This window comes from Streptomyces sp. NPDC048295 (genome assembly GCF_040652135.1).
Lineage (GTDB): Bacteria > Actinomycetota > Actinomycetes > Streptomycetales > Streptomycetaceae > Streptomyces.
The window spans coordinates 107,344-127,070 of the sequence record NZ_JBEZLL010000009.1 but is presented as its reverse complement, the minus strand read 5'-3'; the positions used below and the strand labels follow the sequence as shown (position 1 = coordinate 127,070).

Here is a 19,727-nt window from a genome sequence, read left to right as displayed (position 1 = left end):
TGCCTGCATTCTCCCCCCGCCCGAACCTGCCCCCAGCGCCCCGCGGTCCCGGGTCCTTCCCAGCACCTCCGTGCCCCATCTCCCGCCGTCCCCCGGTCCGGGAACGACAGCGGGCCGCCCCTTCCCCTACGGGGTGTCTGACAAATGATCATCTGGCTGGTTCGCGGAGCCAGATGATCAGGGAGGCCAGGACGACTCCGGCGCGGTAGTGGTCGGCGAGTTTGTCGAACCTGGTCGCGATCGCGCGGAACTGCTTGAGGCGGGCGAAGCATCGTTCGACCACGTTGCGGTCGCGGTAGATCTCCTTGTCGAAGGCGGGCGGCCGGCCGCCGAGGCGTCCACGGCGTCGGCGGTTGGCCGCCTGGTCGCGGCGCTCGGGGATCGTGACGGCGATGCCGCGGCGTCGTGGCAGATGGCGGATGGCCCTGCTGGAGTAGGCCTTGTCGCCCAGCACGCGCTGCGGTGTCGTGCGCGGACGGCCCGTGGCCGCACGCGGGATGCGGATCGAGTCGAGGACGTCGGCGAACGCGGTGGCGTCGTTGACGTTGCCCGGGGTGAGCACGATCGACAGCGGCAGGCCCCGGCCGTCGACGGCGAGGTGGACCTTGGTGGTCAGCCCGCCCAGGGACCGGCCGAGGGCCTGGCGCGTCTGCGAGCGGCCCGGATCTTCCAGTTCGTCCCCGTCTGCATCCCCTTTTGCGGGCGCCGGCCGCGTGCTGGTGGGCCCGGTTGACCGTGGAGTCGACAGCGACGATCCATTCGACCCGACCCACTGCGTCATCGCGGACCTGGGCGTGTTCCAGGAGCTTCGCCCAGGTGCCGTCCGCCTCCCAGCGGGCGAACCTCTCGTAGACGGTTTACCACGGGCCGTACCGATCCGGCAGGTCTCGCCACGGAGCCCCGGTCCGCAGCCGCCACAGCACGCCGTTGAACACCTGCCGGTGATCACGCCATGGACGGCCGCGGCCGTCCACCTGCGGCAGGAGGGGCTCTATTCGCTCCCACGCAGCGTCCGTCAGCTCGCCTCGACCCGTCACGAGATCAATTATCAGACACGCCTTAGCAATGTGGCTGCGTCCGGACACACATCAAGCCCGGGTTAGATCTGTTAGCCCCAATAGATTCGATCTGACTGAGTCATCCAGGGTCAGGCGAGGCCGGAGGAGGCGTTGTCGTCCCAGCCATCGTCACGCTGCATGTAGCCGAACATCGGGTGTGAGTAGTCGAGGTACAGGAAATCCCGGTGAGAACGATCATGGTCCGGTCGGCGTGAGGTCGGCGCGAGTGATGACGTCGCCGATGACCTTGGGGCCGAGGCCAGCGTCCAGGCCCATGCAGAGCATCGGCCGCTGACCGAGCCTGAGAAGCGAGAGGGCCGATACGCGTCTGCGTACCGGCCCTTCCTCGGCCTCACGCGCCAACGTGCGACCGCACATCCCTGCTCGGCAACGGTTGGAGCCAGAAGCTAGCCAGGGCATCCGACTATTCGTTACACGACGGTCGGACAGCCCGCGGATCGTGACAGCCCGTCTTGCACGCGTGCAAGCCCGATTGGCGCGTCCGCGCATCAAACTGCGCTACCACATCCCCCTGACAATTGGGGAACTTCGCTGCTCAGGACGGCGAGCGGTGCCGTCTGTAGCCGCCATCACTTACCAAGAGATGCTGGAAAACCTGTAAGCCACGGCCGCATCAAACGTGCCGTGACCACGGGTGGCGGGTCGGGGATGCCCGCACAGCCTGACAACATTCTGTCCACGCGCCACACGGAGAGCAGCGCCAACTGCTCGTGGCCGCAACCCGGTTGGAGCCATATCAAGCACGGTCCGGCGGTCTCGGCCGCCGGACCACTCAGTCAGGAGATTCCCCGTGGCCGCATCTTCGGCTTCCTGCGTGCAGGGCACGCCCTCCCTCCCTCAGCGTCTGAACGGCCCCGAAGCGGTCGTCGTGATCGTGATCGTCACCGTGGCGTCCGTCCTCGCGATCGTCTCCGGCCTTCCGGTCCTCGACGTGCTGCAGCTCGTCGCCGGCGCGGGTCTCGTCGCCGTCCTGGTCGTCGCGCTCGCCACAGGCGCGCCCACCCGGGCCGTACGGACGGCGCTGCGCGCCGTACTCACGTCGGCGCCCGCCGCCTGAGGTCCGCACCATGGGACGTCAAGAGCGACCTGTGGCCACCAGCAACAAGTCTCTGCGGATGCTGGTGGAGTGGATGCGTGAGCAGCGGGGACAGGCCGGGCTGACCTACCGGGAGCTTGGTTCCCGGACCGGGTTCCATGCCACCACTCTGCAGCGTGTCGCGTCGGGTGACTCCATGCCGAAGCTGGGCACGGTGCTCGCCTACGCCCAGGCCTGCGACGCTTCCCCGGATATGGCGAAGTTCCTGTGGAAGCGGGCCCGGTACGAGGAGACCCGGCCGCAGGGCGGCCAGCGGCTGTCCGCCCCGCGGCTTGAGCTGGTTCGTGACTTCGCCGACCTCGGGGTAGCCCTCGTGGAGCTGTACCGCCGAGCCGGCTCGCCGTCCTTCCGCTCAATGGAGGAGCGGGCCGGCGGGTTCGGAGCACTGCCCCGGAGCACCGCGCGCCGCATCGTGAACCGGCAGGCGTTGCCGCACAACATGGACCAGTTCCTCGCCTTCCTCAATGTCTGCGACCTTCCCGAGCGGGAGCAGGCGGCCTGGGTGGGCGCGTGGAGCCGAGCATGGCGGCTTGAGAAGCAGGACGCGGCGGAGGCCGCTGACGCGGTCGTCCTGGAGTTGGTCAGGCCGAAGGGCAGCGAGTGGTTCGCAGGGCCGCCCCGGCACTCGGAGCGTGCCGGGGCGATCCAGCGTCGGCTGACGCGCTCCAGAGACGGCGAGATGGTGACGGCCGACGTCCTGCCGGCGATCAGCGAACGGACTCTGTCGCCTCGCGAACGCCTCACGGTCCATGTTGTTCCCGGACGGAGGCCAACCGTCGCGTGACCGGTGACAGCAGCTCCCGCTCGACGCGCTCGGCGATGAGCCGGACGGCCGCCAGGTATTCCAGCGTGGTCGCCTCCCAGCTGTCGCTCCCTCGTGGGTAGCCGATCGCGGTTGTCGCGGCACGCGCGTCCTTCTCCACCGCGAGGAAGCCGCGGCCGAGCGCGTTCTCCGCCGGGGTGGGGCGCTACTGCATCCGGGTCAGCCGCCGCTCGATCTCGCGGAGTTCTCGGCTCGTCGTCACCGCCTGATCATCTCAGCCCCTCCGCCCGTCGCCCGCGCACTGCTTCGGGATCCGTCGATCCACTGGGCCTGGCGCGCACCAGGCTTGGCAGGCTTCTGCTCGCCGGTGGTACGCGGCGCCCCGGCGGGGCGCCTGGACGTGCTCCGTGGAAGCACGTTGGAGGCCCGGGGCGCGCTTGATGGGTGTCACGGGCGCTGCTTCAGGTCGCTGTCATGTCCTGTCGGGGACCCGAACCAGGCCACTGCCACCGCGCCCGATACGGCGAGCACGAATCCGGTGATAGCTGCCCAGGCGAAGCCGGGACGGGAGGCATCGCCGAGCCACAGCACGCCGATGATGCCCGGCAGGACGGTCTCGCCGACGACCAGCGCGGCGGTGGCGCCGTTGACCGAGCCGACCTGCAGGGCGACCGTGTGCAGGTACATGCCGCCGATGCCTCCCACCAGGATCGCGTAGAGCGCCGGGTCGCAGAGCAGTGCTGCCGGATCGAAAGGGTCGATGCCGTTCAGCACACGGACCCCGACGCCGAGGGCGCCGAAGCCGAGTCCGGACAGCAGGCCGGCCGGGATCGCGGCGCGCGCCCCGAGTAGGCGTACAACCACGGTGCCGCCCACGATCAGGAGCAGCGAGATCCCCAGCAGCCACCAGTGCGTGGAGATCGGGGTGTCGCCAGTGCCTTCTGGGCCCGCCGCTGTCGCGAGAAGTACCAGCGCGGAGCAGACGACAGCGATCGAGGTCCACTCGGCGCGGGTGAGGCGGATGCTGAGGAGCTTGATGCTCAGCACCGCCGTGATCACCAGGTTGGCGCTGATCACGGTCTGCGACAGGAACAGTGGCAGGAGGCGCGCCGCCAGTACGCCGAGCCCGAAGCCGACGAAGTCCAGGATGGTCCCGGCGATGAACTCCCAGGTCATCGCCGCCTTCGCAGTGGACGACAGGCTCGGGCCACCGTGCTGGGTCATGCTGCCCGCGGCGGCCTCACGGCGGGCTGACTTCCGTGATCCGACGGCCTGCAGGACGGAGCCCGTGCCGTAACAGATAGACGCTGCCACGGCGGCGAGTAGTCCTATGAGCACCGAAAGCTCCGTTCATGCATGGGTCGGTGGGGTTCGGCCCCTTTCCCACTGGCAGACGTGGGTTTCAGCGCGAAAGTTGCTTTCGGCAAGTCAGCGCCATGGAGTCCCCTTTCGCGCGTATCTCCCAGGAGCGCAGGCCCGGGCGACGACCGCACGTGCTGCGGCATGCGCGGCGGGTGCCTTGATGAAGTAGGGAAACTCTTACCGCATCGCTCCTGTGGATCCCGTGTTGCCGTGTTCTGCGAGGAATCCGTCAAGGAATGCGAAGAAGAGTTCGATTGCTCGCATGTTTCTTCGCTCAGCCTCTCGTTCGACCTCGACAGCCCACCTCAGCGCGCTGGGGTACGACATGCCAAGGCGTTTCCATAGCCACTCGCTGAACGGGCCGCCGTTGACGAAGTCGGACTCCTCGTCCGCTCGATGGATCTCCAGCTCGGCCCGATAGCCGGTCAGCATGGAGTCGAGATGTTGAAGAGAGCTGCGCCGGACCCGGCTCGATAGGGCCAGGGCCACAGCCGGCGGAAGAGGATCGTTCGATGGCAACGTACGACCAGCTGACCGAGTGGGCCGGTCTGGGGCATGTCACGCGAGCCGGACGGGACACTGTGGCCGGCTGGCGGATCCCGGGCTTCATGAAGGCACAGCTCGTCGAGGTGGGCATCCCGGTAGCTCCGCGCCTCATCGAACGAGTCATGATGCAGGGCGAGGCTGAGCCAGCCCTGCTCACGTCCCGGGGCCCGCTCTACCGTCTCACCGAGCAGGCGGACCCCGATGACCAGGCCGAGCGGTCATCGTTCGGCGTCGAGCCGGAGACCGGGGCGGTCTACTTCGTCATGCCGGATGGGGAGGCATGGTTCGCCGACTCGGGTGTCGGCGTGTGGCTCGACGTTCTTCACTGTTACGGCAGCCGAGTCACAGCCTCTGAGCTTCTCAGCGAGCCGGACGGTCCCGAGGAGTACTTCCCTGAGAAGGAAAAGCGGGCCTTCGCGGAGCTGAACCAGCTGGCCAAGGAGCTGGAGGAGATCGACCCGGCAGCCTTCAACGGCTACGAGGGGTTTCTCTGGCCAGGGCTCCTGGACCGCTGGCTCTACTGACCTCGGCCCGGCAAAGTCACGGGCCGTATGCCTCCGGGCGGGCAAGGGTGTCAGGCTCGTCGCTGAGATGATCTTTTTGTGGGGGTTGTGATCACACCGTGCTGCGGCGCGGAGGCCCCCGTGGACCTTGGCCAGGTCGTAGGTAGCAAACAGGTTGCGGACGCCGTGCGGGCGGGTGCAGGTGCCCGCCGCCGGGGTCTGGGCTCGCGGTCGGGGTTCTTGTGCCAGCCGCCTCGTTCGACCCACTGCCATCCGGGGTGGGGCTGAAGGTTGAGGGGGCCGAGCCCGTCCATACAGAAGGTGACTTTGGGCTCGCCGTCCTCGGGTATGACCTCGCCGTCAGCGATCGCGTAGTGGTGTTCAACCCATGCCTTCTTGGCCGCGTGGTCGGGGCGCGGGAGGCCTTCCAGGTCTTCACGCGTTGAAAGGAGACACCCTCCTCGCGAAGCAGGATGCGCAGGCCCTCGTGGCTGATGTCGTCGACCACCCCCTCGGCGACCAGGAAGTCGGCCAGTTCCGCCAGGCTCCAGGTCGAGACCGGCAGGCCGTGCTCGACGGACTTGGACTTCGCGGTCTTCTTGATCTCACGGTGCTCGGACAGGGGTGAACGTACTGGGCCGGCCGCCTTTCTACTCGGGGTAGAGCCACGCCGATGAACGTCACCTGGGCGATCTTCGCCACCGGCATGCGCTGCGCGGACAGCAGCACCATCTGGGCCGAGGGGGTTGGTATCAGGGGGTGGTCGGCGTGCCGATGCCGTGCAACAGAGTGTCGACCACCCGTGTGGCGAGGGTGTCCACGGCGGCGTCGGTGTCCGGTGCTTCGACTGCTGCTTCGTGGATGAGTGCGTAGTACACGCGCCGCGCCCAGTCCAGATCGGTGTCGGGCCGCAGGAGCCCGGCGTCGCGAAGCCGGGTGAACAGCCGCTCGCACTGGGCCAGCACCGCGGCGTGCATGCGTGCGACCTCGGGGGCGTCGGTGGGGAGGGCGCTCATGGCGAAGCCCCATCCGATCTTCACGCGCAGCACGTTCGCGGTGGCCTGGTAGAGCGCTACGGCAGGTGGGGTGGTGTCCGGCCGGGCAGCTTCGACAGCGTCGTGGAACTGCCGTGTTGCCCATGCGGCCAGTGCTGCGATCAGAGCCTCCCGTGAGGCGAACCGCCGGTGCACGGTGGTCCGGGCGACCCCGGCGGCCTCGGCGATCTGTTCCATCGACGCCGCTGGGTTCGCGGACAGTACTCGCTCTGCGGCTTCGAGGATCGCGCGGACCGTGCGTTCGGCGTCGGCGCGGAGCGGTTTGGCGGAGGCTGGCAGCGCCATGGGAGTACGGCCCTTCTGGTTCGGAGGACGACTTGACGATGGTACATCCATGTGTCGACTCTCCAAGTAGTTGCAACAACTGTGTTGCATGTTCTACGTTCTCTGCGACAAACGAGATGCTCTTAGTCGTGGAGGGACACCATGGATCTGGAACTGAACGGCAAGACCGCCCTGGTTACGGGTGCCAGTCGCGGCATCGGGCTGGCCGTCGTCCGGGCCCTGACCGCCGAGGGCGTCAGGGTCGTCGCGGCAGCTCGCACCCCCACCCCGGGACTGGAGGCGGTCGGCGCGACGCTGGTCGCGGTGGACCTGTCCGACCCCGCCGGAGCCGAGAGCCTCGTCACCCAGGCCACGGCCGAGTTGGGCGGCATCGACATCCTGGTCAACAACATCGGCGGTGGTGACGGCGGTCTGAGCGGCGGCTTCCTGGACCTGACGGACGCACAGTGGGCACGGGTGGTGGACCTGAACTTCTTCGCGACCGTCCGTGTGACCCGCGCGGCCATGCCCGCCCTGCTGTCCGCTCGCGGCGCGATCGTCAACGTGTCCTCCATGGGCGCCCGTGTCCCGCACGGCGGCCCTGTCGCCTACACGACGGCCAAGGCCGCACTGACCGCGTTCAGCAAGGCCCTCGTCCACGAGTTCGGCCCGAAGGGGGTGCGGGTAAACACCGTCTCCCCCGGTCCGGTCCGCACCGACATGTGGGAGAGCCCGACCGGCTACGGCGCTGAGCTGGCCGCGTCCATGGGCATCCCGCAATCCGACCTCCTGGCCGGTCTGCCTGCGGCGACGGGCATGCTCATCGACCGTCTCGTCGAACCGGACGAGGTCGCGGCCCTCGTCACATACCTCATTTCACCGCTCGCCGCCGCGACCACCGGCGCCGACCATGTCATCGACGGCGGAGCGATCAAGACCGCCTGAACACCTTCCTTATCCCTCTTCCCTGTCTCTCCAGCCGTGATCGGGGAGACAGGGCCCAGGGCCTTGGGGCCGCAGGTCATGGACTCTGGGCGTAGGTGCGCAGGCGTCCGGATCTGTCACCTACAACAGCAACGTCGCTTCTGGCGCGTCGGACAGCTTCCAGACGAAGTCCCACATGTACGTCACCACCACGGGCAGCATCCCCACTCAGCCCAACGTCAAGTGGGACAGCCCAGTCCAGGCGAAAATTCGATGCGATGCGGAGCTCGCCACGCCTGCCTGTGTCATCCCCGAGAGGAGGACCGCCCTGGAGTACTCGCTCTCTGACCCCAATCACGGGGCGGCCGCCGCTGCCTACGGCTTCGCCCAGGCCAACCTGCGTGACTGGGCGGTGGTCGAGCCGTTGCTGCCGAGGGTGGAGCGGTGGTTTCGGTATCCCGGGCGCAAGCGGCATCCGGATCGGTTGGTGTTCCAGGGCATCCTGTTCATGCTGCACACCGGAGTCTCCTGGGAACACCTGCCGCAGGAACTCGGCTTCGGTTCGGGCATGACGTGCTGGAGGCGTCTGGCCGAGTGGACCGAGGCGGGTGTGTGGCCGCGGCTGCACGAGGTTCTCCTCGCCAAGCTTCGCAGCGTCAACGCCCTGGACTTCTCCCGAGCGGCGGTCGACGGCTCCCACATTCGGGCGCTAAAAGGCGACCCAAGACAGGACGAAGTCCTGTTGACCGGGGCAGGACGGGCAGTAAGCATCACCTGATCACGGATGCCACCGGCATCCCGCTCGCCGTCACCCTGACCGGCGGCACCCGCAACGACGTCACCCAGCTCATCCCGCTGCTCGAAGCGGTTCCACCGGTGCGGGGCAAGCGCGGCCGGCCTCGGCGCCGTCCGGACATCGTGCTCGGTGACCGGGGCTACGACCACGACAAGTACCGACGCCTTGTCTGGGCGCTCGGCGTGAAGCCGGTGATCGCCCAGCGCGGCACCGAGCACGGCTCAGGGCTGGGCGCCCAACGCTGGGTCGTGGAGCGTGCCTTCGCCCACCTGCACTGGTTCCGCCGCCTGCGGATCCGCTGGGAGATCCGCGACGACATCCACGAAGCCTTCCTGACCCTCGGATGCGCGCTGATCTGCTGGCGCCGACTGGTTGCCGCCCCGACCAGCGCATTCCGTTAGGAGTTCTTAGAGAGCATCTGATCAACGTTCACACAGATACAGGCGCGATGTCCGTTTCGATTCGCCAGGTTGGTGCAGATTCTCGGGTGAGTTCGCGGCTCACTCTGTTAGCCATCGCCCAGTGGATCATCGTTCGGGATCTCTGCGGCAGTGCCTCATAGTCACGTGCCAGGCGGCGGTGCTGCATCAGCCAGCCGAAGGTCCGCTCGATCACCCACCGTTTGAGCAGCGGCTGGAAGCCCTTCTCCTTCGGTCGTTGCGCCACCTCCACATCGATCCCGAGGCGCGCGCCGTGCTGGATGACGCTGGTCTGGTAACCGCCGTCGGCCCACACCTTGGTCACGCCCGGATGAGCCGCCGCCAGCTCGGTCAGAGCCTGCTTGCCGCCGGCCGAGTCGTGGACGGAGGCAGCGGTGACAAAAACGGTCAGGACCAGGCCGAGCGTGTCGGTGATCAGGTGACGCTTGCGCGCGCGAGTTCCTCCAACGGGGTCCCGGCCGAGGAGAAGCAGATGTAGTGGGCAATATCCGTGGGATCCGTGAGGCTGCGCCGTGCGCCTGATCAACGATGGCCGCGGGAACCTCGCACGCGAGCCTTCGCGGCCCTCTGGCACGAAGAAAGGACACCGCTCGCGTACGGTCTCCTGACACTCGTCACGCACGCCTTGCGGTTTACCGGTGGGCGAAGCAGCTGTAGATGTGCGAATCCGGTTATCCAACCGTCCTGCGGCGAAGATGGATCGGCAACGTCCGGTGACCGTTGCTGATCAGAGTGGGCAAAGGCTGCAACTGGGTCGCGGGAACGGCCAGTTCAATGTCGGGGAAGCGGGCGAGAAGCAGGCGCAGCGCCGTGGCCATCTCCAGACGGGCCAGCGGGGCGCCCAGGCAGAAGTGGACGCCATGGCCGAACGAGAGGTGGTCTTTTGTCGGCCGGGTGACGTCGAAGCGGTCGGCGGTGGGACCGTGCCAGTCCGGGTGGCGGTTGGCGGCAGCGTAGGAGGCGAGGATCGCGTCACCGCGGGGGATCGTCCCGCCGCCGGGCAGGGGGATGTCCGTAAGGGCGTAGCGCAGAGGCAGGTGCTTGATGGCGGGTTCGTGGCGCAGGGTTTCCTCCACGACGTCGTCCCAGGTTGCCCGGCCCGCACGGAGATGGCCGAGCTGTTCGGGGTCGGTCAGCAGGGCGGTGGCCGCCTGGTCGATGACGTTCACCGTGGTCTCGTAGCCGGCGCTGATCATCAGCAGGAGTGTGTCGCGCAGCTCGCGGTCGGTGAAACCGTCGCCGTCACCCTCGTCGTCGCGGGCGGCGATGAGGAGAGTAGTCATGTCGTCGGCAGGTTCGGCGCGTTTGGTGGCGATCAGGTCGTCGAGGGCTTTGTAGAGGGATGCTGTGTTCTCGGCAGCCCGCGCGGCGGTGGCCGTGGTGTCGAAGACGCCGTCCACCACGGTGCGGAAGCCCTGCAGTTGGGTGTCGGGGATGCCCATGAGGCGGCCGAGGACCGCGATGGACAGGGGGTAGGCGAAGTGTTCGCGCAGGTCCACGCTCCGGCTGGAAGGCTGTGTGTCGAGGTCATCGAGGAGGGCGGTGACGATCGCTTCCACTGTCGGCCGCAGGTCCTGGATGCGGCGGGCGCTGAGCGCCGGCGCCACCATCCGCCGCAGCCTGCGGTGATCGCCGCCGTACGCCGTGAACATGCTCTCCACCGCGATCCACAGGGCGAGCGGCCACGTGGACACGGTGTCGGTGTAGGCGGGCCAGTGAGCGCGGCCGTTCTTGGAGACCTGCGCGCTGGTGAGCAGCTGCTTGAGGAGGGTGGGGTCCGTGACCGACCAGACGGTCAGGCCCAGGACATCGACGCGGGTAGCCGGGCCGCAGGCGCGTAGCGCCTGGTGCTCGGCGTGGTGGTCAGAGGCTTCGGGGTCCAGGACGAGGGGCGACGACTGTGGGACCTGTTCGGTCATGGAGGTTCCTCCAGGGCGGGTGGCCGGGGTCACGGCAGTTCGTGTAGTTCGTGTAGTCAGCCGACGCACTCTCTGTCGGCCTCACACTACTGACAGTGCGGCCCGGCTCCTTGTGACACGCAGGTCGCTCGGACGGCCCGTTCTGCGACCCCTCAGCAGTCGACGAGCACGTCACCGAGCACGTTCTCAAGCGGGTCTGCACGGCGATCGGTCGTCGGGGTGTGGGCATGTCCTCGAACGCGTGTCCTCGGGCGCGTGTCACAAATCGTCGTCGGGCCCGGTCGTATCCGACGACCTTCGGCCGACGAACGCCGACTTGAAATGAAGGCGTCGTCGAAGGCCGTTCCGCCCAGAGATCAGGACGTCATGAGTCAGTCCACGAACACATTCACCGCCTGGTACCGGCCGATGCTGGCTCGCCGGTCCGGTGAGGAACATCGTGCCGCCAGTGCGCTGGAGTTGTTTTTCGATCTGTGTTTCGTGGTGGCTGTCGCACAGGCGTCGTCCGCGTTCGAGCACGAGTTGGTCTCGGGGCGTGCAGGGCACGGTCTGCTCGGATATGCGCTCGTGTTCTTCGCGATCTGGTGGGCCTGGATGAATTTCACCTGGTTCGCGTCGGCCTACGACACGGACGACGTCCCCTACCGGCTTCTGACGTTGGTTCAGATCATCGGTGCGCTGGTGATGGCAGCGGGGGCCTCCAAGGCCCTGGAGCACGGAGACTTCGCTGTCACCACCTGGGGCTATGTGGTGATGCGGCTTGCCATGGTCAGTCAGTGGGTGCGTGCCGCCTGTACGGATCGGGAGCGGCGACGGTCCGCGGTGCGGTACGCCGTGGGCATCCTGGTGCTGCAGGTCGCGTGGCTGGTGCGGCTGGCCGTGCCGGTGGTCGGCGGGACCTTCACGTTCGCCGTCCTGGCTGTGCTGGAACTGGCGGTGCCGGTCTGGGCCGAGCGTGCTGAGGGCACCACCTGGCACCCTCAGCACATAGCCGAGCGCTACGGCCTGTTCACGTTGATCGTGCTTGGCGAGTCCGTGATGGCCGCAGGGCTTGCCGTCAGTGCCGCGTTGGAGACTCACCAGCGGTACGGGGCTGTACTGCCGGTCGCGCTGGGCGGGCTGCTGACCGTCTTCGCGCTGTGGTGGCTGCACTTCGCCCAGAACGCTCATCGGCAACTGCGGACGCAGAGGACGGCGATGTTGTGGGGCTACGGGTACTACGTGGTGTTCGCCGCGGCGGCTGCCATCGGTGCGGCGCTCGCGGTCAATGTCGCTCATGTCACCGGTGATCGCGCGCTGACCGATGTCCAGGCCGCGGCCGTGTACACGGTACCCGTCGCCCTCTTCGTCATCTGTGTATGGCTGCTGCACCGGCGGGCCGCCCAGGCGTCCGCAGCGGGCAACGTCCTTCCGCCTGCCGCGGCTTTGGTCGTCCTGTCCTTGACGTTCTCGCCCTTTCCCGTGCTCGGGACCGGGGTCGTCGCCTCGCTCCTCATCGTGGGCTCTGTCGTCCTCGCACGGCGCGAGGAGCAGGTGTCCGGCTCTTGACGGATCCGTCGCAGGACGGCAGCCGTGTGCCGACTAGACCCGGTCCTCGGGTGCGATGTACTCGAAGGTCGGGCCGGCCGCCAGGCCGTCGTCGTCCTGCATCGCCATCAGGCTCTGCGCCTGGCCCTTGGCCGCGTACATGGTGCCGACGGACATGCCCAGCATCGCCGGGTTGCCGTTGAAGGCCTGCTCCAGCATCTGGAGCATCTTGCAGTACGTCTGGTTGAACGCCTCCTGCGCGGTGCGGATCGCGTGGCCTTCGGGGTGGTCGGTCAGCTGCTGGTTGGGGCGCACCGGCCGGATTCCGGCCGGGTCCACGGTCACGGTCTCCCCGGTGGGGCCGGACTGCGGGGTGTCACCGGGCTGGTAGCGCCGTCCTACGGCGAGTTCCTGGAAGCGGTAGTAGTGGGAGACGGCCTTGGTCTCGGGGTGGGCCAGGTCCTTGTCCCCGTCCCAGACGTCGGCCCGCGCCGCGCCCTCGCCCTGTTCGACGATCTCCTCCAGCGCCGCGAGGGCGGTGCGCAGGTCGGTGACGGGGGCGAGGTGGCCTGCGGTGTGGGCGAACGGGCCGCCGGCGACCTGGCGGGCGGGGTCGCCGGTGAAGACCTGGTCCTCGCCCAGTTCGGCGCACAGGCCGCGCAGGCCCTTCTCGATCGCGTCGTAGAACTGTCCGATCGTCTCGTAGTTGTCGCCTTCCGCCGCGTCTCCCGGGTGCGCGGGCTGTTCGAGGCGGAGGAACATGCCGAGGGCCTCCTTGCCGAACGGCAGGAGTGCCAACTCGATGGAGGGATCGGCGTGCGGCATGGTCCGCGGGTGCGGCGGCAGCATGTGCGGTGCGTCGAGGCGGGGTTCGCCACCGATGGCGTTGAGCAGGTTCGCGACGAGGGCGAGGTGGATAATTTCCTCGACGAATACGCCGCCGATCAACTGGACGGCGTCCGCGTTGTGTTCGGCGTCGAGGGAGTAGAGGGCGGTCAGGTAGGGCGGAAGGGTGGAGTGCTCGACCTCGATCGCCCACTGCAGGTGGGTGCGCAGGTCTTCCAAGGTCGTGATGCCGGTCGTCGCGGTGGCGTCGGCCGTGGTGGACTGGTCCTGGGGCATGTCAAAGCTCTTTCGGCTCGTCGGCGTGGGTATCAGTCCTCTGACCGGTGAGCGGAAGCATCTGTGACACTGTCCGGCAGAGGTGGCACGCAGTCGATGCACAGTGTGCGTGAGATAGTGTCATTATTGTGATGGTGAGTCCGGTGTGCGGGGCACCCGGGCGCCGGTAGCGGGGAGGCGGCTGCTGCCGCTGCTGCCGGCTCTTCTCGCCTGTTTCTTCGTGTTCCTTCTCCTGCGCAGGCCGGCTCTGTCGGCCTGGTCTCGGCCGGTGGGCCGACGGGAGTTGTCCTGAAAGGTGTGTTCCATGGCTGAGCTGTTCTACGACGCGGACGCCGATCTGGCCCTCATCCAGAACCGCAGAGTCGCGGTCATCAGTACGAGGAGGGCCGCGGTGTGCCGTGTCTGGTGGCCGTGGAACAGGATGCCACGGGTGCCGCTCTGGCGCTGGCGCTGTCCTACGCCAAGGGCATCGGCGGCACCCGCGCCGGCGTCATCAAGACGACCTTCACCGAGGAGACCGAGACCGACCTGTTCGGTGAGCAGGTCGTGCTCGCCGGTGGTGTATCCGCCCTGGTGAAGGCCGGTTTCGAGACGCTGACCGAGGCCGGCTACCAGCCGGAGATCGCGTACTTCGAGTGTCTGCACGAGCTGAAGCTGATCGTGGACCTCATGTATGAGGGCGGTCTGGGGAAGATGCGCTGGTCCATCTCGGAGACGGCCGAGTGGGGCGACTACGTCACCGGCCCGCGGATCATCACGGACGCCACCAGGGCGGAGATGAAGAAGGTCCTCGCCGAGATCCAGGACGGCACCTTCGCCCGCGCTTGGATGGCCGAGTACCACGGTGGCCTGAAGAAGTACCACGCGTATCGCGTCCAGGACTCCGAACTACTGCTGGAGAACACCGGCCGGGAGCTGCGCAAGCTGATGAGCTGGGTCGACGAGGAGGCGTAGGCCGTCGGCCGCAGGCGGAGTGCGGCGCACGTTCCCGTCCCCGGCCGCCCGGTGCGGGGTGGCCTCCCCTCCCCCGGGTTTCGGGGCGGTCAGCCCATGTCCTCAAGTCTCCTGCCCTTGGTCTCCTGGACGAACTTGAGGACGAAGGGGATGGAGAGCACCGCAAAGAGCGCGTAGACGATGTACGTGCCCGAGAGATTCCGATCGGACAACGACGGGAAACTCGCGGTGATCGTCCAGTTGGCGATCCACTGCGCGGATGCGGCCACACCGAGGGCGGCGGCGCGGATCCGGTTGGGGAACATCTCGCCGAGCATGACCCAGACGACGACACCCCAGGAAAGGGCGAAGAAGAGGACGAAGGCGTGGGCGGCGATCAGCGCGATCCAGCCCTGTGCGGCCGGGAGTTCACCGGTGGCCGAGCGGGCGGAGAACGCCCATGCCTCCAACGCCAGGGCTGCGGCCATGCCGGCCGAGCCCACCACGGCCAGCGGCCGGCGCCCGATGCGGTCGACGAGGAGCATGGCGATCACCGTGCCGACGATGTTGATGATCGACGTCGTGAACGAGTAGAAGAACGAGTCCGCCGGGTCGACACCGACCGACTGCCACAGCGTCGAGGAGTAGTAGAACGCGACGTTGATGCCGACGAACTGCTGGAAGACCGACAGGCCGATGCCGATCCAGACGATCGGCTTGAAGAAGAAGCCGCCGCCCAGCAGGTCCTCGAAGGTCGGCCTCTCCTCCCCCCGCGCGGCTGTCTCGATCTCGGTGACGCGCGCCTGGAGATCGGTTCCCCTACCCTCGATCTCGCCGAGGACCCGGTGGGCCTCCTCGTGCCGACCGATGGAGATCAGGTAGCGCGGCGACTCCGGTATCGCGAAGGACAGCAGCCCGTACAGGACGGCCGGAACAACCATCACGCCGAGCATGACCTGCCAGGCCTCCAGGCCCATCAGCCGACCGCGCTGGTCACCGCCCGCGGCGTTCAGCAGGCCCCAGTTGACCAGCTGGGAGATGGCGATGCCGACGACGATCGCCGCCTGCTGGAAGGAGCCGAGCCGGCCACGGTAGGCGGGCGGCGAGACTTCCGCGATGTAGGCCGGGCCGATCACGGAGGCCATGCCGATGGCGATCCCGCCGATGACCCGCCACAGTGCCAGGTCCCACAGCGCGAAGGGCAGGGCGGAGCCAACGGCGCTGACGGTGAACAGGACCGCCGCGATCTGCATGCAGCGGATCCGACCGATGCGGTCGGCGATGCGGCCTGCGGTGGCGGCACCAACGGCACAGCCGATCAGGGCGATGGCGATGACCTGAGCCAGTACGGCGGAGCCGACGTCGTAGCGGTGTCGAATGGCTTCGACGGCGCCGTTGATGACGGAACTGTCGTAGCCGAACAGGAAACCGCCCATCGCGGCGGCGGCCGCGATGGAGGCGACGTGGGCGAGGGGAGCGGGATCGGCCGCCCCGGCCGGTGACGGGGGTATCTCGGCGGTGCTGGTCATGCGAACTCCTTGTGGCACGGGCCGTGCGACCGGGCCGGGGCGACCGTCGGCCGTTGGTCAACGGCCGTTGGTCAACGGTCGACGGTCGACGGTCGACGGACATTGGTGGACAGGCGCAGGCGAAGGCAGGTGCACGGGTGCGGGGTATGCCTGGGGTGCAGGCAGGGGTGGTGGGCGGCCTTACCGGCGCCGTGGGCCGTGGTGCGGGCTGCGCTAGGGTCGCTCGTCGTGACGGCCGATGGCGTTCGGCCGGTGTGACACGGTGACGTCGGCCGGTGGGCGCCCGGTGGCCGGCGGCGGGGGCGGGGACGGGTCTTCCAGGAAGTCCGTGGTCGGGGTGAAGAACAGGGCGCCCGTGACTGCGGTGGAGAAGTCCAGAATCCGGTCGTGCGTCGCCGTGTCCGTGCCCAGGAACATGCGTTCCAGCATCGTCTCGGTGACCTCGGGGCTGCGCGCGTAACCGATGAAGTACGTACCGAACTCCTGGGTACCCACCGTCCCGAACGGCATGTTGTCGCGGAGGATCTTCCGCTCGGTGCCGTCCGCGTCCGTCACGGTGGCAAGGGCGGTGTGGGAGTTCGGCGGCTTGACGTCGTCCGCCAGTTCCACGTCGGAGAGTTTCCGCCGGCCGATCACCCGCTCCTGGGCCTCGACCGGCAGGTTCTGCCAGGCGTCGAGGTCGTGGAGGTATTTTTGCACCACCACGTAACTGCCGCCGGCAAAGCCGGGATCCTCCTCCCCCACGAGCACGGCGGCCTGCGCTCGGGCGCCGGTGGGGTTCTCCGTGCCGTCGACGAAGCCGAGCAGGTCGCGTTCGTCGAAGTACTGGAAGCCGTGCACCTCGTCCTGCACCGTGACCGCTCCGCGCAGCCGGCTCGTGATCTCGGTGGCGAGAGCGAAGCACAGGTCCTGTCGTGCGGCACGGATGTGGAACAGCAGGTCGCCCGGGGTGGCGACCGCCCGGTGCCGGGCGCCGCGCAGTTCTTTGAAGGGGTGCAGACGGGCCGGGCGTGCGCCGGCGAACAGGCGGTCCCAGGCGTGCGACCCGATGCCGGTCACGCAACTCAGCAGGCCGTCGGGGTGGGCGCGGAATCCCACGGCCCTCTCCAGTGAGCCGAGATCTCCCAGGAAGTCGCGGACGGTTGGCTCGCCTGCGTCGTCGATGGTGACGACCAGGAAGATCGCCGCGCTGGTCAGTGGAGACAGAATCATCTGCGGCACGGATTGCTCGGCTCCTGCGGGCATGGATCATCGCTTTCTGCTGTGGCGGGGCACGGCGGGCGCGTTCAGCGCCAGTGGTCACTGAGTCGGTCGGCACGGTTCAGTTCGTGCGTCTCCTCACGCGTCGGTGGACGGGGGCGCGGCCGCCTCGATGGCGCGCAGGCCGGGCCCGTCCAGCACTCCGCGTGCGTGCAAGCTGCGTGGTGCGGAGAATGGAGTAATGCGGTACCCGAGCGCTCGATCATGGTTTCCCGGTTCCGCAGCGCCCGGAAGGTTCCGTCACCGTGCACCCGGTCCACGCCGACCGCGGGGAGGCACACGTGGTGTCGCACCCCGGCGGCGATCGCGGAGTTCAGGAGTCTGCCGGTGGAAGCGGGCCACGAGCCGAGGTGATCCGCCTCGGCTCGTGAGGGTCATTGCGGGCGGGGAACGTGGCGGTGACCGGGGACGGTTGATGAAGGAGATCGACCGCCACCGCGCCACCGCGCAGGGCGTCGGTGACCTCCTGCGGTGTCAGCGCGCCGAGGCCTCCGAGCGCCGGGACCGCCACCTCGTGCCCGTGGTCCCGGACCCACAGAGTTGTCTCGACACCCATGAGTGAGCCGTCGTCGAGCACCACGACCTTCATTGCAGCACCCCTCCTCTCGCGGTCGGCCTCGCGGCGTTCACGGGCCGCGCCGGTGCGTGAACGCCGAAGTCGGCTGAGGGGTTTGACCGGGCCGGCGCCCGATGTGTGACACCGCGCTCGCGGCTCAGGGCCGCCGAAGCGCGGGAGTGCTGACACCGGTGGGGTGCTGTGCGGTCGCAAGGCCGATGATGTCCTGGCATGTGGACACCTTGTTCCGGGCCACCTACAGGCCGGGAGACAGTGTGATACAACATGTCATTCCTGCACCCACCGGCCGCCACGACGGCAGCCTTCCTGATACGCGTCCGGTGTCCGGTTCCTTCTGACGTGATCGGGTGCGGGCGCTCGGGCAGCAGCGCTGCTGGCGGTCGGCGACGGGCCGGGAACGCCAAACGCAACGACAACGGACACAGTGTGTGGAGAAGTGCAAGGTGAGTGAGATGTTGTCAATGGCTCAGCCCGCTCGGATGACTTCGGTGTTCGCCAACTTCCGTCAGTACCTGCTCGGCTGGGAGACCGGAGGTCGGCCGGGACACGGCGTCGACCTGTTCCGCAGCGGCCTTGCCACCCCGCAGTTCAACGGCGTGGTGCGGCTCGCGTCGCCGGCCGCGGCGAAGGCGACGGCGGTGGCGGCGGCCCGCCGGGAACTGACGGGAGTCCCCTGGTGGTGGTGGGTCGGTCCGGACAGCCCGGCGGACACGGCCGGCCTCCTGCGGCGCCACGGCGGCCGGGAGGTCGCGAGCCTTCCGGTGATGATCCGTTCGCTCGCCCGACCGGCCGGGCCGTTGCCGACGCAATCCGGGCTACGGGTGGAAGAAGTCCGGGGCGCAAGACGCCTGGCGGAACTGGTCTCCACATACCGGACGTCGATGGGCATCGGGCCCGCACTGCAGGACGCGATGGCGCGCATCGAGTCACGGCGCGCGGACAACGGGGACATCGTCCGGCTGGCCGCCGTGCGGGAGGACAGGGTCGTCGGGACCACCACGGTGATCGCCGCCCACGGCGTGGCCGGGATCTTCCTCGTCCACGTCGCTCGGGCGCACCGGGGGCAGGGGGTCGGTGCCGCGTTGACGGCCGCCGCGCTCCGGGTGGGGCGGGAGCGCGGCATGGACGTGGCGGCGCTCGTGGCCAGTCCCGCGGGTGAGGCGCTGTACCGGCGGTTCGACTTCACGTCGGTGTGGGGCTATCACCTGTTCGACTTCCCTGCCTGAGGCACACCATCAGCACTCGTCAATGTCATACGAGTTCGAGTCCGCCGTCGACGGCGATCACCTGTCCGGTCGCGTGCCGTCCGGCGGGATCGGCCATCCGCAGCACCCAGTAGGCGACCTCCTCGGCGCCGGCGATGTGGTGGGTGGGGATGCGCTCGCGTTCGTAGGCGTACATGTCGTTGGTGGCCTCGGGCGTGAGACCGGCGTGCAGCAAGACGTCGGTGCGGGTGGGTCCGGGGGCGACGGCGTTGACACGGACCCCTTCCCCCGCCAGTTCCAGCGCCCAGCTGCGCGTCAGCTGTTCGACGGCGGCCTTGGTGGCCGCGTAGTGGGCACCTCCCGGCATGGGCCGGTGCCCGTAGGTGCTGGAGAGGTTGATGATCGTGCCGGAGGACTCACGCAGATGCGGCAGGGCCGCATGCGCGAGCAAGCTGGGTGCGACGACGTTCAGGGCGAACAGGTCGGTGATCGTGCGCTCGTCGGTGTCGGCCAGCGTCATCACCGCTGTGGCGCCTGCGTTGTTGACCAGGTAGTCGAGTCGCCCCCAGCACTGCACAGCCGCCCTGATCACTTCGGCGGGTGCGCCCGCGCCGCAGATGTCGATCGCCAGGACGTCGATGCCGGGGTGCAGCGCCGCGGTCTCCTTCAGCGGTTCTTCGCGCCGCCCCACCCCGAGCACGTGGGCGCCGGCCGCGGCGAAGGCGACGGCGGTGGCCCGGCCGATGCCGGTGCCGGCTCCCGTCACGACGGCCACGTGGCCCGCGAAGGTCTGGTCGGGAGAGTCTGCGGACATCACATGTTCCTTA

16 protein-coding genes and 4 pseudogenes are annotated in these 19,727 nt (G+C 68.4%); 8 read left to right on the top strand and 12 right to left on the bottom strand.

The genetic code is table 11. From position 1 onward, the window contains the following. Nucleotides 1–148: 148 nt before the first annotated feature. Nucleotides 149–1,037 (bottom strand): annotated as a pseudogene (locus AB0D53_RS15975) (IS5 family transposase). Between the two features lie 832 nt (nucleotides 1,038–1,869). Here AB0D53_RS15975 and AB0D53_RS15970 point away from each other — a divergent pair. Further along, entirely contained in the window at nucleotides 1,870–2,136 is a 267-nt protein-coding gene (locus AB0D53_RS15970; RefSeq protein ID WP_362445971.1) for a hypothetical protein, read from the top strand. A 31-nt stretch (nucleotides 2,137–2,167) separates the two neighbouring features. Continuing rightward, nucleotides 2,168–2,959, top strand: coding sequence for a helix-turn-helix transcriptional regulator (locus tag AB0D53_RS15965; RefSeq protein ID WP_362445968.1), 792 nt, complete (start codon nucleotides 2,168–2,170; stop codon nucleotides 2,957–2,959). A 426-nt stretch (nucleotides 2,960–3,385) separates the two neighbouring features. On the opposite strand, the gene AB0D53_RS15960 is transcribed toward AB0D53_RS15965, so the two are convergent. After that, a complete protein-coding gene (locus AB0D53_RS15960; RefSeq protein WP_362445965.1) occupies nucleotides 3,386–4,276 on the bottom strand; it encodes a hypothetical protein in 891 nt (296 codons plus the stop codon). Between the two features lie 201 nt (nucleotides 4,277–4,477). Then, nucleotides 4,478–4,732, bottom strand: a complete 255-nt coding sequence (locus AB0D53_RS15955) for a hypothetical protein (RefSeq protein WP_362445962.1) — start codon at nucleotides 4,730–4,732, stop codon at nucleotides 4,478–4,480. A gap of 80 nt (nucleotides 4,733–4,812) precedes the next feature. On the opposite strand from AB0D53_RS15955, the gene AB0D53_RS15950 reads away from it, so the two are divergent. Then, nucleotides 4,813–5,370: an SUKH-4 family immunity protein gene (locus AB0D53_RS15950; protein WP_362445959.1), complete on the top strand. Its 558-nt coding sequence runs from the start codon at nucleotides 4,813–4,815 to the stop codon at nucleotides 5,368–5,370. 108 nt (nucleotides 5,371–5,478) lie between these two features. Here the strand turns inward: AB0D53_RS15950 and AB0D53_RS15945 are convergent. Both AB0D53_RS15945 and AB0D53_RS15940 read right to left on the bottom strand, forming a co-directional pair. Then, nucleotides 5,479–6,081: pseudogene (locus AB0D53_RS15945) on the bottom strand (helix-turn-helix domain-containing protein); the annotation flags it as partial. A gap of 20 nt (nucleotides 6,082–6,101) precedes the next feature. Continuing rightward, nucleotides 6,102–6,689: a helix-turn-helix domain-containing protein gene (locus AB0D53_RS15940; RefSeq protein ID WP_362445955.1), complete on the bottom strand. Its 588-nt coding sequence runs from the start codon at nucleotides 6,687–6,689 to the stop codon at nucleotides 6,102–6,104. A 141-nt stretch (nucleotides 6,690–6,830) separates the two neighbouring features. Here AB0D53_RS15940 and AB0D53_RS15935 point away from each other — a divergent pair, with 141 nt between their 5' ends. Both AB0D53_RS15935 and AB0D53_RS15930 read left to right on the top strand, forming a co-directional pair. Then, nucleotides 6,831–7,613, top strand: a complete 783-nt coding sequence (locus AB0D53_RS15935; RefSeq protein WP_362445952.1) for an SDR family oxidoreductase — start codon at nucleotides 6,831–6,833, stop codon at nucleotides 7,611–7,613. Between the two features lie 376 nt (nucleotides 7,614–7,989). After that, nucleotides 7,990–8,789 (top strand): IS5 family transposase gene (locus AB0D53_RS15930; RefSeq protein ID WP_362446428.1). Its coding sequence is split into 2 segments (ribosomal slippage): nucleotides 7,990–8,311 and nucleotides 8,311–8,789, totalling 801 coding nucleotides; the frame shifts between segments, so codons are not numbered across the junction. A 28-nt stretch (nucleotides 8,790–8,817) separates the two neighbouring features. Here the strand turns inward: AB0D53_RS15930 and AB0D53_RS15925 are convergent. After that, nucleotides 8,818–9,258 (bottom strand): annotated as a pseudogene (locus AB0D53_RS15925) (transposase); the annotation flags it as partial. 241 nt (nucleotides 9,259–9,499) lie between these two features. Further along, nucleotides 9,500–10,747: a cytochrome P450 gene (locus tag AB0D53_RS15920; RefSeq protein WP_362445948.1), complete on the bottom strand. Its 1,248-nt coding sequence runs from the start codon at nucleotides 10,745–10,747 to the stop codon at nucleotides 9,500–9,502. Between the two features lie 366 nt (nucleotides 10,748–11,113). Here AB0D53_RS15920 and AB0D53_RS15915 point away from each other — a divergent pair, with 366 nt between their 5' ends. After that, nucleotides 11,114–12,295: a low temperature requirement protein A gene (locus tag AB0D53_RS15915; RefSeq protein WP_362446425.1), complete on the top strand. Its 1,182-nt coding sequence runs from the start codon at nucleotides 11,114–11,116 to the stop codon at nucleotides 12,293–12,295. 33 nt (nucleotides 12,296–12,328) lie between these two features. Here AB0D53_RS15915 and AB0D53_RS15910 read toward each other — a convergent pair whose 3' ends face one another. Next, nucleotides 12,329–13,396 (bottom strand): ferritin-like protein, encoded by a 1,068-nt coding sequence (locus tag AB0D53_RS15910; RefSeq protein ID WP_362445945.1) that lies wholly within the window; start codon nucleotides 13,394–13,396, stop codon nucleotides 12,329–12,331. A gap of 372 nt (nucleotides 13,397–13,768) precedes the next feature. Between AB0D53_RS15910 and ilvC the strand changes: the two are divergent. Continuing rightward, nucleotides 13,769–14,350, top strand: a pseudogene (gene ilvC / locus AB0D53_RS15905) (ketol-acid reductoisomerase); the annotation flags it as partial. 89 nt (nucleotides 14,351–14,439) lie between these two features. Here the strand turns inward: ilvC and AB0D53_RS15900 are convergent. The 3 genes from AB0D53_RS15900 to AB0D53_RS15890 form a co-directional block, all read right to left on the bottom strand. Continuing rightward, complete coding sequence (locus AB0D53_RS15900; RefSeq protein WP_362445940.1) at nucleotides 14,440–15,858, bottom strand: sugar porter family MFS transporter; 1,419 nt, start codon at nucleotides 15,856–15,858, stop codon at nucleotides 14,440–14,442. 213 nt (nucleotides 15,859–16,071) lie between these two features. Further along, nucleotides 16,072–17,103, bottom strand: a complete 1,032-nt coding sequence (locus AB0D53_RS15895) for a Dyp-type peroxidase (RefSeq protein ID WP_362445937.1) — start codon at nucleotides 17,101–17,103, stop codon at nucleotides 16,072–16,074. Between the two features lie 328 nt (nucleotides 17,104–17,431). Next, complete coding sequence (locus AB0D53_RS15890; protein ID WP_362445934.1) at nucleotides 17,432–17,707, bottom strand: hypothetical protein; 276 nt, start codon at nucleotides 17,705–17,707, stop codon at nucleotides 17,432–17,434. 449 nt (nucleotides 17,708–18,156) lie between these two features. Between AB0D53_RS15890 and AB0D53_RS15885 the strand changes: the two genes are divergently transcribed. Beyond that, a complete protein-coding gene (locus tag AB0D53_RS15885) occupies nucleotides 18,157–18,921 on the top strand; it encodes a GNAT family N-acetyltransferase (RefSeq protein ID WP_362445931.1) in 765 nt (254 codons plus the stop codon). Between the two features lie 25 nt (nucleotides 18,922–18,946). Here AB0D53_RS15885 and AB0D53_RS15880 read toward each other — a convergent pair whose 3' ends face one another. Beyond that, nucleotides 18,947–19,714: an SDR family oxidoreductase gene (locus AB0D53_RS15880; RefSeq protein WP_362445928.1), complete on the bottom strand. Its 768-nt coding sequence runs from the start codon at nucleotides 19,712–19,714 to the stop codon at nucleotides 18,947–18,949. Between the last annotated feature and the right edge of the window lie 13 nt (nucleotides 19,715–19,727).

Excerpts from the sequence above, each read along its gene's own strand:
- AB0D53_RS15940 (WP_362445955.1), bottom strand. The coding sequence starts at position 6,689 with ATGGCGCTGCCAGCCTCCGCCAAACCGCTCCGCGCCGACGCCGAACGC.
- AB0D53_RS15935 (WP_362445952.1), top strand. The coding sequence starts at position 6,831 with ATGGATCTGGAACTGAACGGCAAGACCGCCCTGGTTACGGGTGCCAGT.
- AB0D53_RS15955 (WP_362445962.1), bottom strand. The coding sequence starts at position 4,732 with ATGCTGACCGGCTATCGGGCCGAGCTGGAGATCCATCGAGCGGACGAG.
- AB0D53_RS15885 (WP_362445931.1), top strand. The coding sequence starts at position 18,157 with ATGGCTCAGCCCGCTCGGATGACTTCGGTGTTCGCCAACTTCCGTCAG.
- AB0D53_RS15915 (WP_362446425.1), top strand. The coding sequence starts at position 11,114 with ATGAGTCAGTCCACGAACACATTCACCGCCTGGTACCGGCCGATGCTG.
- AB0D53_RS15895 (WP_362445937.1), bottom strand. The coding sequence starts at position 17,103 with ATGCCCGCAGGAGCCGAGCAATCCGTGCCGCAGATGATTCTGTCTCCA.
- AB0D53_RS15920 (WP_362445948.1), bottom strand. The coding sequence starts at position 10,747 with ATGACCGAACAGGTCCCACAGTCGTCGCCCCTCGTCCTGGACCCCGAA.
- AB0D53_RS15900 (WP_362445940.1), bottom strand. The coding sequence starts at position 15,858 with ATGACCAGCACCGCCGAGATACCCCCGTCACCGGCCGGGGCGGCCGAT.
- AB0D53_RS15950 (WP_362445959.1), top strand. The coding sequence starts at position 4,813 with ATGGCAACGTACGACCAGCTGACCGAGTGGGCCGGTCTGGGGCATGTC.
- AB0D53_RS15910 (WP_362445945.1), bottom strand. The coding sequence starts at position 13,396 with ATGCCCCAGGACCAGTCCACCACGGCCGACGCCACCGCGACGACCGGC.
- AB0D53_RS15890 (WP_362445934.1), bottom strand. The coding sequence starts at position 17,707 with ATGAAGGTCGTGGTGCTCGACGACGGCTCACTCATGGGTGTCGAGACA.
- AB0D53_RS15880 (WP_362445928.1), bottom strand. The coding sequence starts at position 19,714 with ATGTCCGCAGACTCTCCCGACCAGACCTTCGCGGGCCACGTGGCCGTC.